The sequence below is a fragment of the Helicobacter pylori genome, from assembly GCF_030323545.1.
Classification (GTDB): Bacteria; Campylobacterota; Campylobacteria; order Campylobacterales; family Helicobacteraceae; genus Helicobacter; species Helicobacter pylori_CO.
Genome location: NZ_CP122954.1, coordinates 636630 through 649419, shown reverse-complemented (window position 1 = coordinate 649419; position 12790 = coordinate 636630). Strand labels below are relative to the sequence as shown.

Genomic DNA, 12790 nt, shown 5'->3' with positions numbered 1-12790 from the left:
AAATGTTGTATGAAAAAGTTTGTAGTGTTTAAAACGCTCTGTTTATCGGTAGTGTTAGGTCATAGTCTTGTGGCAGCAGAAGGTAGCACAGAAGTGCAAAAGCAATTGGAAAAGCCAAAAGACTATAAAGCAGTGAAAGGCGAGAAAAACGCTTGGTATTTGGGGATCAGCTATCAAGTCGGTCAGGCTTCGCAAAGCGTTAAAAACCCCCCAAAGAGCAGTGAATTTAACTATCCTAAGTTCCCTGTGGGTAAAACCGACTATCTGGCCGTTATGCAAGGCTTAGGGCTTACTGTGGGTTATAAGCAGTTTTTTGGAGAGAAGAGATGGTTTGGTGCCCGTTATTACGGCTTTATGGATTATGGGCATGCCGTGTTTGGAGCGAATGCTTTAACATCAGATAATGGTGGGGTGTGCAAACTCAATGAGCCATGTGCGACCAAAGTAGGGACTATGGGCAATTTGTCTGACATGTTCACTTATGGTGTGGGTATTGACACTTTATACAATGTCATTAATAAAGAAGACGCGAGTTTTGGTTTCTTTTTTGGGGCTCAAATCGCGGGTAACTCTTGGGGTAATACGACAGGGGCCTTTTTGGAAACTAAAAGCCCTTATAAGCACACCTCTTATAGCCTTGATCCGGCGATTTTCCAGTTCCTTTTTAATTTAGGGATTCGCACCCATATTGGCCAGCATCAAGAATTTGACTTTGGCGTGAAGATTCCTACTATCAATGTTTATTATTTTAACCATGGGAATTTGAGCTTCACTTACCGCCGTCAATACAGCCTTTATGTAGGGTATCGTTACAATTTCTGATTTAAAACGCTTGTTTTTCTCTAATTGGATTTTCAATTAGAGTTTTCTCGCATAAACCACCGCTTTCTTTTGAAACATTTTTTAAAGTTTTTTGAAAATTAGAATTAAAATCTTTTTGATCATGTTATGATAGTTCAAAAATTTAACAAGGATTAAGCATGTTATATTCCTCTAAAATCCAATCCCTTTCAGAATCCACAACGATCGCTATCAGCACGCTCGCTAAAGAATTGAAATCGCAAGGAAAAGATATTTTAAGTTTTTCAGCGGGCGAGCCTGATTTTGACACCCCGCAAGCGATTAAAGATGCGGCTATAAAAGCCCTAAATGACGGCTTCACCAAATACACGCCGGTGGCTGGGATTCCAGAACTATTAAAAGCGATCGCTTTTAAATTGAAAAAAGAAAACAACTTGGATTATGAGCTGAGTGAAATTCTAGTGAGCAACGGCGCTAAGCAGAGCCTGTTCAATGCGATTCAGGCCTTAATAGGGGAGGGCGATGAAGTGATTATCCCTGTGCCTTTTTGGGTAACTTACCCTGAGCTTGTGAAATACAGCGGAGGGGTGAGTCAATTCATTCAAACCGATGAAAAAAGTCATTTTAAAATCACCCCCAAGCAACTTAAAGACGCCTTAAGCCCCAAAACGAAAATGCTCATTCTCACCACCCCATCAAACCCTACCGGCATGCTTTATAGCAAGGCGGAATTAGAGGCTTTGGGCAAAGTTTTGAAAGACACCAAAGTTTGGGTGCTTAGCGATGAAATTTATGAAAAGCTTGTTTATAAGGGGGAGTTTGTTTCTTGTGCGGCGGTGAGTGAAGAGATGAACAAACGCACCGTTACCATTAATGGCTTGAGTAAGTCAGTGGCGATGACGGGTTGGCGTATGGGCTATGCGGCGAGCAAGGATAAAAAATTAGTCAAATTGATGAATAACTTGCAAAGCCAATGCACTTCCAATATCAATTCTATCACGCAAATGGCTTCTATTGTGGCGCTTGAAGGGTTGGTGGATAAAGAAATTGAAACGATGCGTCAGGCTTTTGAGAAGCGCTGTCATTTAGCCCACGCAAAAATTAATGCGATTGGAGGGCTGAGTGCTTTAAAACCTGATGGGGCGTTTTATCTGTTTATCAACATTGGCGGTCTTTGTGGGGGGGATTCGATGCGATTTTGCCATGAGTTGTTAGAAAAAGAAGGCGTGGCGTTAGTGCCTGGAAAGGCTTTTGGATTGGAAGGTTATATTCGCTTGTCTTTTGCATGCTCAGAAGAACAGATTGAAAAGGGGATTGAACGCATCGCTCGCTTTGTCAAATCAAAGGGATAAAAAAATTGGTACTTAAAAAAGGGGGGACTTATTTGGAATTTGATATTGTGGTTAGTGGCGTAGCGTGGTATAATGGTTTGATTTAAAAGTTTGAAAAGTGCAGTTTTCATAACTAAATGAATTTTTAAAGGAAAAATATGGCAGTGAGATTTGATGATAATAGCATGGTTGTAGGATCTGAAGAAATGGAAAACGCAGATAATGGGAATGAGTGTTTTATGCCTGTTATTAGCAGTGAAAAAGATAGCAAAATGTTTTTTTCTAAATTAAGTGGTACTGAACTTTTAATGGCATATTTAAAAAATGAAGGCTATACTGTCTCACTTGATCCTAAAATTTCATCTGATCCTAAAAGTAATGATAATAATTTATGGAAACCTACAATTTTTTACTATAAACATATTGCACCAAAAACAAAGAAAATTTTTATTGTTAAAAACTCTCTTTTAGATAGCGGTCTGTTATCTGTATTTTTCAAAGATAGCTCTTATAATATCAATCCTAATCTAAAGAGTTATCTCAAAGACAGTAGGTATCCTAAAAATTTTTCTTACGCTTTCTATCTTTTTTTTACTACTAATGATAATAATGAGTTGTCTATTCATATAGGTTGCGAGTGTGTTAATGTAGATTTTATTCGAGAAGATTTTATAAGTGATAACACTAAACATTACAATCGTATTGTTTTTGAGTTTGAATATGCTTTAAAAAAAGAAGATAAACAATATTTGATTGAACTTGTTCCCATAAAATACAACAATAATCTATCTTATTCCACAAAAGAAGAAAATCAATTTAAAAAAGAAGGTTTAACACCACTAATTCTTAAAGCCTTTGAGAGTAAGCATATAAATGTGAAACATAAACATAGGGAAAAAGAATTAGAAATTCTATTTTTTGAAAACAAACAAGAACTTTATAACTCTATTAACAAACCCTAAATGAAACACCCCCTAGAAGAATTAAAAGACCCTACAGAAAATCTTTTGCTATGGATTGGGCGCTTTTTGCGTTACAAATGCACAAGCCTGTCTAATTCCCAAGTGAAAGACCAAAACAAGGTTTTTGAATGCTTGAACGAATTCAATCATGCGTTCGTCAGCTCAAGCCAATTGGAAAAAGTTTGTAAAAAAGCCCGTAACGCCGGATTACTAGGTATCAACACCTACGCACTGCCCCTACTCAAATTTCATGAATACTTCAGCAAAGCTAGACTAATAACTGAAAGGCTTGCTTTTCATTCGCTCAAAAGCATAGATGAAGTCATGCTGGCTGAATTTTTGAGTATTTATACCGGAGGTTTGAGTTTAGCCACTAAGAAAAATTACCGGATCGCTCTATTAGGGCTTTTTAGCTATATAGACAAGCAAAATCAAGATGAAAATGAAAAATCTTATATCTATAATATCACACTTAAAAACATCAGCGGAGTGAGTCAAAGTGCAGGCAACAAGCTCCCTACTCATTTAAACAATGAAGAATTAGAAAAATTTTTAGAGGGCATTGATAAAATAGAAATGTCCGCTAAAGTGCGTGCCAGAAACCGCTTGCTCATTAAAATCATCGTTTTTACAGGCATGCGTTCTAATGAAGCCTTGCAACTTAAAATAAAGGATTTCACTTTAGAAAATGGCTGTTACACGATTTTGATTAAAGGTAAGGGCGATAAATACAGAGCGGTGATGCTCAAAGCTTTCCACATTGAGAACCTTTTAAAAGAATGGCTGATAGAAAGGGAATTATATCCCGTTAAAAACGATTTATTGTTTTGCAACCAAAAAGGCAGCGCTTTAACGCAAGCGTATTTGTATAGACAAGTGGAGCGCATCATCAATTTTGCAGGACTCAGGCGAGAGAAAAATGGGGCGCACATGTTAAGGCATTCTTTTGCGACCTTGCTTTATCAAAAACGCCATGATTTGATTTTAGTTCAAGAAGCTCTAGGGCATGCGAGCTTGAATACGAGCAGGATTTACACGCATTTTGACAAAGAGCGTTTAAAAGAAGCGGCGAGCATTTGGGAAGAAAATTAAAAACACACCCCTACTCCCTTAAAAAATGATTTTTACCATAGAATAACCAAAACCCCATTTTTTAAGAAATTAAAAAGTTTTTAGCTTGCTGGTTTAACATTTTGCTTTCAAATTCTAACAACCACTTTTTGACTTCTATGCCCCCATTATACCCCCCTAAAGCACCATTTTTACGCACCACTCTATGACAAGGCACGATCAGAGAAATAGGATTATTGCTATTAGCGTTGCCAACAGCTCTGCAAGATTTAGGGTTATTAATAAGCTTTGCGATTTCATCGTAACTTTTTGTCTTGCCATAATGGATAGTCATTAACGCAGACCAAACTTGTTTTTGAAAAGAAGTCCCTATCAAATCTAAAGGCGCATCAAATTCAAAAAGTTGTCCCAAGAAATAACGCTCTAAGGCTTGAACGCTGAGTTTTAATGGGGTATTCATAGGGGTATTATGAGAAAAATTGGCCGTATCAAAATCCAATCTCAATAAATGGCTCTCATTAGCGCACAAATGCAAATACTCTAAAGGGAAACTCTTAGGGGTCTTAAAATAGTAGTGGTATAAAACCATCAATTAAAAAAGAGTTTGTATAAAACAATCAACAGCGACAAACCATACACCCCTAAAATCAAAGCTTTATGCATTTTTTCATTCAAAAGCCCCATGATCCATTTAATCCCAATGCTCACGCCCATAACAGAGCCTAATCCCACAATCGCCCCTGCTAAAAGCACTTCTTTATTGATGATGTGATGATAGATTAAAGAAAAAGCTCCTGAAATAGAAGAAAACAAGATGAAAAATAACCCTAGTGCCACGCATTTTTTAGAATCATACCCTAAAAAATAATGCATCAAAGGCACCATGAGCATCCCCCCACCAATCCCTAAAGTGATAGCAAAAAACCCGGTGAGCGCGCCAATTAAGAATAATTTTAAACCTTGCAAATGGTAGCGTTTGGTATCTGCTATAAAATCTTTTTTTTTGGGTTTTAAAACAAATTGGATCATAGAATACACGACTAAAAGCGCGAAAATAACCATTAAAATTTTACTGGAAACGATTTTTAAAACAAATCCGCTAAAACTCGCCCCTATCAGCCCCCCTGCCCCTATCAACAAGCCTAAAGAAAAATCAAGCGATTTTTTTTTGAAATTCAAAACAGAGCCAACGAACGATGAAAGCGCCATTTGCAAAATGGAAATGCCAATGGATTCTTCAAAAGAATGCCCGGTTGCGAGCATGATAGGGACAATGATCATCCCCCCACCAATGCCAAAAATCCCTGATAGAATGCCAGTAAAAAGCCCTATCGCTATGTATAACGCATAAATACCCATAAAAACCCTTAAAAAAGTAAAAACCCCTCTTAAAAGAAATTAAAAACAACCCTATTCTAATCAAACACCAATAACCAAAACCCCCTAAACAACGCCTTTAAAAGTTATGTTTTTATTGGTTTGTTTTGTTTTTGCAGCACAAAGTATGCGAATCTTCATTGGGTTCGCTGACTGGGAGGTTTCTTAATTCATAAGCCAGTTTGATAGACGCCATAGCGTCATCTAAACCAAACCCCCCTTGAGCTAAAATCTGTTTGTAGCTTTCTATATACAGATTATCAAAGCCCTGCGTGAGATTGACTTCTTCGCCCTCTAGGATCATTTTATGATAAACTTTCTCTTTAGCCACTCCCATGTGTTCTGGATTGATGGAAAAAAACCACCTTATTTTGGCATGCTCTAAAAAGAGTATCCCCCCTACGCAATCAGGCTCTTCTCTGTTGATAACCTTGTCTTTAACGCCTCCAAACAAATACAATAAAGTGTCAAAAATATTCATTCCCATTTGAGTGGCTAACCCTCCGCTCTTATTCACATCCGCTCGCCATGAAGAAAAATACCATTTCCCTTGAACGCTGATATAAGTGAGCGTGATGTCAAACACCTTGCTAGGGTTTTTGTCTAATTCGCTTTTAATTTTTTCTTTTAAGGCCAGCGTGTCGCAATGCAAGCGCAAGGGTAAAAGACTAAACACCCTTTTTTGGTATTTCACCTCCAAATCTTTCAATTCTTGTATTTCGCCAGGGTCTAAAACTAAGGGTTTTTCACAAATCACATGCATGCCGTTTCTTAACCCAAAACGAATGTGATCAAAATGCGTGTGCGTGGGCGTGCAAACACTCAAATAGTTGATTTCTTTACCCATAGCCCTAGATTGCTCTAAATGCTTTTCAAAATCTTCAATATTGGTAAAAAACTCTGATTGCGCGAAATACTCATCTAAAACCCCCACGCTATCATGAATATCAAAAGAGCAATCTAAAAAATGCCCCGTATCTCTAATCGCTTGCAAGTGCTTGGGAGCGATAAACCCCCCTGAACCAATCATAGCAAAAAGCATTCGTCTTCCTTAAATAATTTTGAATCTCATTTTAGCAAAGATTAGCTTATTTAAGCTTATATTATTGGCAATTAAAACACTCCACCGATCGATCCAGCACGCTTTTTTCATCTATGCTAGGGCTTTCGCTGCGCAAATAATAAGTGGATTTGAGTCCTAATTTCCAAGCGAGAGTGTAGATTTCATGCAAGGTTTTACCGCTGGCGTTTTCTATGCGTAAAAACACATTAATGCTTTGACCTTGATCGATCCACTTTTGGCGCACGGCCGCTGCTTTAATCAAATCTTTAGCGTCAATATCATAGGCTGATGTGTAAAAATTCCAAGTTTCTGCACTCAAATTAGGCACTACAACTGGAATTAGCCCGCTCAAATTTTCTTCAAACCATTTTTTCTTATAAATGGGTTCAATCGTTTGGGTTGTGCCCACTAAAATAGAAATGGAGCTTGTTGGAGCGATCGCCATTAAATAGCCATTACGCATGCCATTGGCTTTGACTTTTTCCCTCAAACCTTGCCAATCACAAGCGTGATTAAAAAGCCCTTTTTCGGTGAGCTTTAAGGCTTCATTATTGGCTTTATCAATGGGGAAAATCCCCTTACTCCATTCTGAATTTTCAAAATCCTTATAAACCCCTTTTTCTTTCGCTAAATTCGCGCTCGTGTCAATCGCATGGTAGCTGATTTGCTCCATTAAAGCGTCAATTTTTTCTAAATGCTCTTTAGACCCCCAAGCGATTTGGTGTTCTGCGAGCATTTGCGCTTCACCCATAACCCCTAACCCTATGGCTCTATTTTGTAAATTAGTGGCTTTGACTTTGCGGTTGGGGTAGAAATTCAAATCAATCACATTGTCTAAAAGCCTGACCATGATCGGCACAACTCTTTTAATGTCTTCTTCAGTGTTGATTTTGCTTAAATTAATGCTCGCTAGATTACACACCGCCGTTTGCCCGTCTTTAGCGACCTTAGTAGCGATATAGATTTTTTTGCCTTTTAGAATATCCGTGCTAGTGAGCTTGTTAGCGCATTTAGTGATATTATTATCTGTCGTTACCAACTCTTTTTCTTCAAAAAACTCTATCGTGCCATCGGTGTATTCTATTTGCATGTAATAGTGGTTGGGTGCGGTGTTTTGAAAAATCTCTGTGCATAAATTAGACGATCGAATGATTCCTGTATGAGCGTTTGGGTTGCACCGATTGGCGTTATCTTTAAAGGCTAAGAAAGGCAAGCCAGCTTCAAAATAATTCATTAAGATTTTTTTCCATAAATCTTTAGCGTTAATGTATTCCTTAATGATCTTGGGATCTTTTTCATACTCTAAATAGCGTTTTTCAAAATCCTGCCCATAAAGCTCAGTCAAATCCTTACACTCATAAGGGTCAAACAAAGTCCACATCGCGTCTTCTAAAACCCTTTTCATGAACAGATCGCACACCCAAAGAGCCGGGAACAAATCATGCGCTCTTCGCCTTTCATCACCGCTATTTTTCCTTAAATCAATGAACTCCATCACATCAATGTGCCAGATTTCCAAATACACCGCAATCGCACCCTTTCGTGTGCCTAATTGATCCACCGCAATCGCCACATCGTTAGCGATTTTTAAAAACGGGATCGTGCCAGCACTCGCATTCTTATGCCCATCAATATAACTCCCAATAGATCGCACTAAAGAAAAATCCCAACCAATCCCTCCGCCGTATTTGGACAACAGCGCCATTTCCTTATAGCTGTCAAAAATCCCTTCAATATTATCCGGCGTGCTGCCAATATAGCATGAGCTGAGTTGGTGTTTGGTGGTGCGGGCGTTCGCTAGAGTGGGGGTCGCGCACATCGCTTCAAACTTGCTTAAAACTTCATAAAATTCTAAAGCGATTTTGTTAGGTTCTTGTTCGTTTTGCGCTAAAAACATCGCAATGCTCATAAACATGTGTTGGGGCAATTCAATAGGGTTGTTGTTAGCGTCTTTTAACAAATAGCGATCATACAAGGTTTTAATCCCTAAATAATTGAATTGAAAATCCCTTTCAGGCTTGATCTGACTATTTAAAAACTCTAAATCAAATTTTTCCTTAAAGCCCTTTAAGATGCGGCCCTTTTCTTCAGCGTTTTCAAAATACTCTTTCAAATGCCTATACCCCGTAAAACCACTTACTTTATGGTATAAATCATACAAAAAAAGCCTTGAAGCGACAAAGCTCCAATTAGGCGTGTCAATATCTATCTTATCCACAGCGGTTTTAATCAAAGTTTGTTGGATTTCTTCAGTGGTGATCTTGTCCCTGAATTGCAACCTCGCATCCACTTCCAGCTCACTTTGGCTCACGCCCTCTAAATTATCCGTAGCGTCCTTAGTGTATTTTTGGATTTTTGTAATGTCCAAAGGCTCAATGCGCCCGTTTCGTTTAACCACCGTAATCAAAATTTTTCCTTAAATTTGAATTAAATCGTTTGTTTTTTAAATTTGGCATTGTATCAATAAAAAACTTAAGAAAAAGAAAAGTTCAAAGATAAAACTCTTAAGGGGATAAGAGGGTATTTTGAAATAATCCCCCTTACAACCCCCAACTAAACCCCTTAAGAGCGCTTTTTTAATAATTTGGGTTAAATCACCACCCCCATTTAGCGCAAAGCTTAAGAAAACCTTGAAACCCCAAAATGACCAAACCCTCTACAAGGAGATTGCTAGGATGCCCACAATACGCCGAAATTTCATGCATAGCGATAATAAAGGGTATCGTTAAAAGCATCACATAAAAATCCCTTAGTCTTGCTCCTAACACAGCGTCATAAAACGCGCCAAAAAACCTAGCCTTAAAAATGGCTTTAAAAAACTTGGGGAATCCTTGCCAAGTTTCAATCATTAAATAACCTACCGACCTGCCTTTAGGATTAAACAAGAGGTTAGACAACAAAGCCGCTATTAGACCCACTAACCACACATAATAGCTGTATTTAGGGTCAAAAAGCGGATCGCTAGCTGAACCATTTATGTCATAAAAAATCCTAGTGGTTATGGAGATACATCCTCCATAGACTAGAGCCATTGCCCATCGATATTCCAAATCGCTCAAACGCTCTTTGATATTCATGCTTACTCCTTCCTCACCCAAAACTACCTATCATACACAAAATGACGATCATAGGTGGGTTCTCTTGGGGTTTGTGGCTCTCTATCAACGCCACGGATAAAATCTTCTACCCTATCGCCTATTTCAGCTCCAGAATATGCCCCTATTCCACCACCAATGCCTGCACCAAACACAGTACTCCACGCTCCAAGAGACCCAATCATTCCACCCATTGCACCACCCATTCCAGCTCCAACAGCTTCCCCCCAAGATCTGCCTAATTCACCCCTTGCCTCTATTTTAGGACCAGCTATAGCCACATTAACCATTGCACCGCGTAAAACCACTACACAACTGAATGTTCTTAATCCACTCATAACAAATCCTTTCATAAAATTGAGATTCAAGGCATGTTTTGCGCACCTTGATAAGAATATTTATACCACAATCGCATTCAAAGCATTGTTACAAATCAGCTAAATATCACAAAAATCTCAATAAGTGTTTTGTTTCTACACAAATTACAGAATTAAGGTAAATGATTATAATATTTTAGGATTTTTCATTATTGAAGCAAATTAAGGTTTCTTAAAAAACCCATTTTCAATAACAAGAATGAGTTTTAAAGTTTTTTAATTTTTTTATACCCCCTCCATTTAATGCTATTTGGGTTAAATCACCACCCTAATTTAGTGCAAAGCCTAACACAAAGCCCAAAAACACACAAGAAAGCAAGCATAACCAAACTCTCTATAAGGAGATTGCTAGGATGCCAGCAATACGCTGAAATTTCATGGATAGCGGCAATAAAGGGCATCGTTAAAAGCGCCACATAAAAATCCCTTAGTCTTGCCCCTAACACAGCGTCATAAAACGCGCCAAAAAACCTAGCCTTAAAAATGGCTTTGAGAAACCTAGGGTATCTTACTTGGAAAGATTTATAACGATCCCTACCTCGTGGGTCAAATAAAAGGTTAGACAACAAAGCCGCTATTAAGAGTGTTAGCCATGCATAATAACTATCTTTAGGGCTAAAAAGTGGATCGACAGCACCTAGGCTATAAGGAATTGTGGATATGCATCCCGCATAGACTATGGCCACTGCCCATTGATATTCCCAGTCGCTCAAACGCTTTTTTGAGCCATTCAAGTTCTCTTTTGTAGTATCCATGTTATTTCCTTCCCCCCCATCACCTTGGCTCATTTAAGATTACCAAGCATGCCCAAAACTATAGCCGTAATCATAAAAATCACGGATAGGTTCTCTTTGGGCTTGTGGTTCTCTAGTCTGAGGCTCTCTATCAACGCCACGGATATAATCTTCTACCCTATCGCCTACTTCAGACCCAATATATCCTCCTGCTGTGCTACCAAGAAATCTCCCTAATCCAATACCCACTGGACCTCCAGGAACCCCAATTGCTCCTCCAATTTTATCACCAACAAAACCCCCAACACCACCCCCTATAAGTTTGCCTAATTCACCCCTTGCCTCTATTTTAGGACCAGCTATAGCCGCATTAGCCATTGCACCGCATAAAACCACTACACAACTAAATGCTTTTAATCCACTCATAACAAATCCTTTCATAAAATTGAGATTCAAGGCATGTTTGACACACCTTGATAAGAATATTTATACCATAATCGCATTCAAAGCATTGTTACAAATCAGTAAAATATCACAAAAATCCCAATAAGTGTTTTGTTTCTGCACAAATTACAGGATTAAGGTAAATAATTAAGAATAAAAAGAGGACTTTTTAAAACATTGCAATTCTTTCTGTAAAAGCGATTTTTCAAACTCTTTAAGATTTCTTAAAAAACTTAAAATACCCGTTTTCAATGTTGGTTTGAGGGGCGCGTGAAAGGCTTAACGAACCGCTAGGAATGTCTTTAGTGATGGTGGTGCCGCTGCCGATTAAGACATTAGAGCCGATATTGATTGGGGCGACTAGCTGGCTATCGCTCCCTATAAAGACATTTTCACCGATGATCGTTTGGTGTTTCTTTTTACCATCGTAATTGCAAGTGATCACGCCAGCCCCCACATTTGTGTTTTTCCCTATCTCACAATCCCCTAAATAGCTCAAATGCCCTGCTTTAGCGCCTTGAAGTTTAGCGTTTTTAGTCTCTACAAAATTCCCCACATGGCTATCACAAATCACGCTTTTAGGGCGCGCATGGGCAAACGGCCCCACACTGCTATTAACAATCTGGCTCTCTTCTATCACGCTATAGGCCTTAATGCGCGCGTTTTCTATCAAACAATTCCCAATCAAACGCACCCCTTGCTCTAAAACGCACTCCCCCTTAAAACTCACGCCTTTTTCTAAATAAATACTCTTTGGTAATTGCATCACTACCCCCGAGTCCATGGCGTTTTTTCGCAGTCTTTCTAGCATGATTTCTTCAGCTTTCGCCCTTTCTGTTTGGCTATTCACCCCTAAAAAACACTCTTCTTCTAAAAAAATAGCGTCAATTTTTTCGTTTTCATTGATCCCTAGAGCGATTAAATCCGTAAGATAGTATTCTTTTTGGGCGTTTTGGTCATGGAGCTTGGGTAAGTATTTTTCTAAAAACTTTCTTTCAAAAAAATACACGCCAGCATTCACGCTTTTAATGGTTTTTTCTTTGGTATTAGCGTCCTTTTCTTCTACAATCTTTTTAACCTGATGGTTTTCTAAAACAACGCGCCCATAACCTTTAGGGTCGGCTAAATAAAGTAAGCCTATAGCGTTATTCTTGCTTTCTAATAAGGGAGCGAGAGCGTCTTTAGTGATTAAGGGCATGTCCGCATTCAAAATCAAAACCCGCTCATGTTTTGTAGGGATAGGCGTTTTATCTTCTTGCATGATGGCCCCACCTGTCCCTGAATATTTTTCCACGATTTGAGTGTGAAAGATTACGCCCTTAAAACGCTTCAACACCGCTTCTTTAATGCGTTCTTGTTGGTGGTGTAAGATAAGATGCACATCATCGCTGATTGAAAAAGCCGTCTCTAAAATGTAAAACAGCATAGGCTCCCCACAAATGGTGTGTAAAGTTTTAGGCAGGCTAGAACGCATGCGAGTGCCTTTACCAGCGGCCAGTATGATGACAGAAAGCATTAAAATCCTTTTTTTAGGG

At 38.7% G+C, this 12790-nt stretch carries 13 protein-coding genes; 4 read left to right on the top strand and 9 right to left on the bottom strand.

Going from position 1 to position 12790, the window contains the following annotated elements:
• Positions 1 to 9 precede the first annotated feature (9 nt).
• The 4 genes from QAP06_RS03135 (at position 10) to xerH (ending at position 4186) form a co-directional block, all read left to right on the top strand.
• Entirely contained in the window at positions 10 to 822 is an 813-nt protein-coding gene (locus QAP06_RS03135) for an outer membrane protein (protein ID WP_003015806.1), read from the top strand.
• Positions 823 to 980: 158 nt separating this feature from the next.
• Entirely contained in the window at positions 981 to 2153 is a 1173-nt protein-coding gene (locus QAP06_RS03130; RefSeq protein WP_286466676.1) for a pyridoxal phosphate-dependent aminotransferase, read from the top strand.
• 185 nt (positions 2154 to 2338) lie between these two features.
• Positions 2339 to 3094: a hypothetical protein gene (locus QAP06_RS03125; protein WP_286467416.1), complete on the top strand. Its 756-nt coding sequence runs from the start codon at positions 2339 to 2341 to the stop codon at positions 3092 to 3094.
• On the top strand, positions 3095 to 4186 hold the full coding sequence (gene xerH / locus QAP06_RS03120) for a tyrosine recombinase XerH (protein WP_286466668.1): 1092 nt from the start codon (positions 3095 to 3097) through the stop codon (positions 4184 to 4186).
• A gap of 61 nt (positions 4187 to 4247) precedes the next feature.
• On the opposite strand, the gene QAP06_RS03115 is transcribed toward xerH, so the two are convergent.
• From QAP06_RS03115 to glmU, 9 genes are all read right to left on the bottom strand, one after another.
• Entirely contained in the window at positions 4248 to 4754 is a 507-nt protein-coding gene (locus QAP06_RS03115; RefSeq protein WP_286466656.1) for a methylated-DNA--[protein]-cysteine S-methyltransferase, read from the bottom strand.
• Positions 4754 to 5524 carry a sulfite exporter TauE/SafE family protein gene (locus QAP06_RS03110; RefSeq protein WP_286466654.1) on the bottom strand — a complete coding sequence of 257 codons (771 nt, stop codon included), beginning with the start codon at positions 5522 to 5524 and terminating at the stop codon, positions 4754 to 4756. The genes QAP06_RS03115 and QAP06_RS03110 overlap by 1 nt, the downstream gene beginning before the upstream one ends.
• Positions 5525 to 5636: 112 nt before the next feature.
• Complete coding sequence (locus tag QAP06_RS03105; protein WP_180626537.1) at positions 5637 to 6584, bottom strand: Gfo/Idh/MocA family protein; 948 nt, start codon at positions 6582 to 6584, stop codon at positions 5637 to 5639.
• A gap of 61 nt (positions 6585 to 6645) precedes the next feature.
• The gene (locus QAP06_RS03100; protein WP_286466633.1) at positions 6646 to 9012 is read right to left on the bottom strand and encodes a ribonucleoside-diphosphate reductase subunit alpha; all 2367 of its coding nucleotides are present in this window, start codon (positions 9010 to 9012) and stop codon (positions 6646 to 6648) included.
• A gap of 187 nt (positions 9013 to 9199) precedes the next feature.
• Positions 9200 to 9682: a hypothetical protein gene (locus QAP06_RS03095; RefSeq protein WP_100956595.1), complete on the bottom strand. Its 483-nt coding sequence runs from the start codon at positions 9680 to 9682 to the stop codon at positions 9200 to 9202.
• Positions 9683 to 9705: 23 nt separating this feature from the next.
• Positions 9706 to 10053, bottom strand: a complete 348-nt coding sequence (locus QAP06_RS03090) for a pantothenate kinase (RefSeq protein ID WP_286467413.1) — start codon at positions 10051 to 10053, stop codon at positions 9706 to 9708.
• Between the two features lie 284 nt (positions 10054 to 10337).
• Positions 10338 to 10832: a hypothetical protein gene (locus QAP06_RS03085; RefSeq protein ID WP_286466617.1), complete on the bottom strand. Its 495-nt coding sequence runs from the start codon at positions 10830 to 10832 to the stop codon at positions 10338 to 10340.
• Positions 10833 to 10871: 39 nt separating this feature from the next.
• Complete coding sequence (locus tag QAP06_RS03080) at positions 10872 to 11237, bottom strand: pantothenate kinase (protein ID WP_286467410.1); 366 nt, start codon at positions 11235 to 11237, stop codon at positions 10872 to 10874.
• Positions 11238 to 11469: 232 nt separating this feature from the next.
• Positions 11470 to 12771: a bifunctional UDP-N-acetylglucosamine diphosphorylase/glucosamine-1-phosphate N-acetyltransferase GlmU gene (gene glmU / locus QAP06_RS03075; protein ID WP_286466615.1), complete on the bottom strand. Its 1302-nt coding sequence runs from the start codon at positions 12769 to 12771 to the stop codon at positions 11470 to 11472.
• Positions 12772 to 12790 lie beyond the last annotated feature (19 nt).

Coding starts and splice junctions, on each gene's coding strand:
- QAP06_RS03085 (WP_286466617.1), bottom strand. CDS start 10,832: ATGGATACTACAAAAGAGAACTTGAATGGCTCAAAAAAGCGTTTGAGC.
- QAP06_RS03090 (WP_286467413.1), bottom strand. CDS start 10,053: ATGAAAGGATTTGTTATGAGTGGATTAAGAACATTCAGTTGTGTAGTG.
- QAP06_RS03080 (WP_286467410.1), bottom strand. CDS start 11,237: ATGAGTGGATTAAAAGCATTTAGTTGTGTAGTGGTTTTATGCGGTGCA.
- QAP06_RS03110 (WP_286466654.1), bottom strand. CDS start 5,524: ATGGGTATTTATGCGTTATACATAGCGATAGGGCTTTTTACTGGCATT.
- QAP06_RS03105 (WP_180626537.1), bottom strand. CDS start 6,584: ATGCTTTTTGCTATGATTGGTTCAGGGGGGTTTATCGCTCCCAAGCAC.
- QAP06_RS03130 (WP_286466676.1), top strand. CDS start 981: ATGTTATATTCCTCTAAAATCCAATCCCTTTCAGAATCCACAACGATC.
- QAP06_RS03115 (WP_286466656.1), bottom strand. CDS start 4,754: ATGGTTTTATACCACTACTATTTTAAGACCCCTAAGAGTTTCCCTTTA.
- xerH (WP_286466668.1), top strand. CDS start 3,095: ATGAAACACCCCCTAGAAGAATTAAAAGACCCTACAGAAAATCTTTTG.
- glmU (WP_286466615.1), bottom strand. CDS start 12,771: ATGCTTTCTGTCATCATACTGGCCGCTGGTAAAGGCACTCGCATGCGT.
- QAP06_RS03095 (WP_100956595.1), bottom strand. CDS start 9,682: ATGAATATCAAAGAGCGTTTGAGCGATTTGGAATATCGATGGGCAATG.
- QAP06_RS03135 (WP_003015806.1), top strand. CDS start 10: ATGAAAAAGTTTGTAGTGTTTAAAACGCTCTGTTTATCGGTAGTGTTA.
- QAP06_RS03125 (WP_286467416.1), top strand. CDS start 2,339: ATGGAAAACGCAGATAATGGGAATGAGTGTTTTATGCCTGTTATTAGC.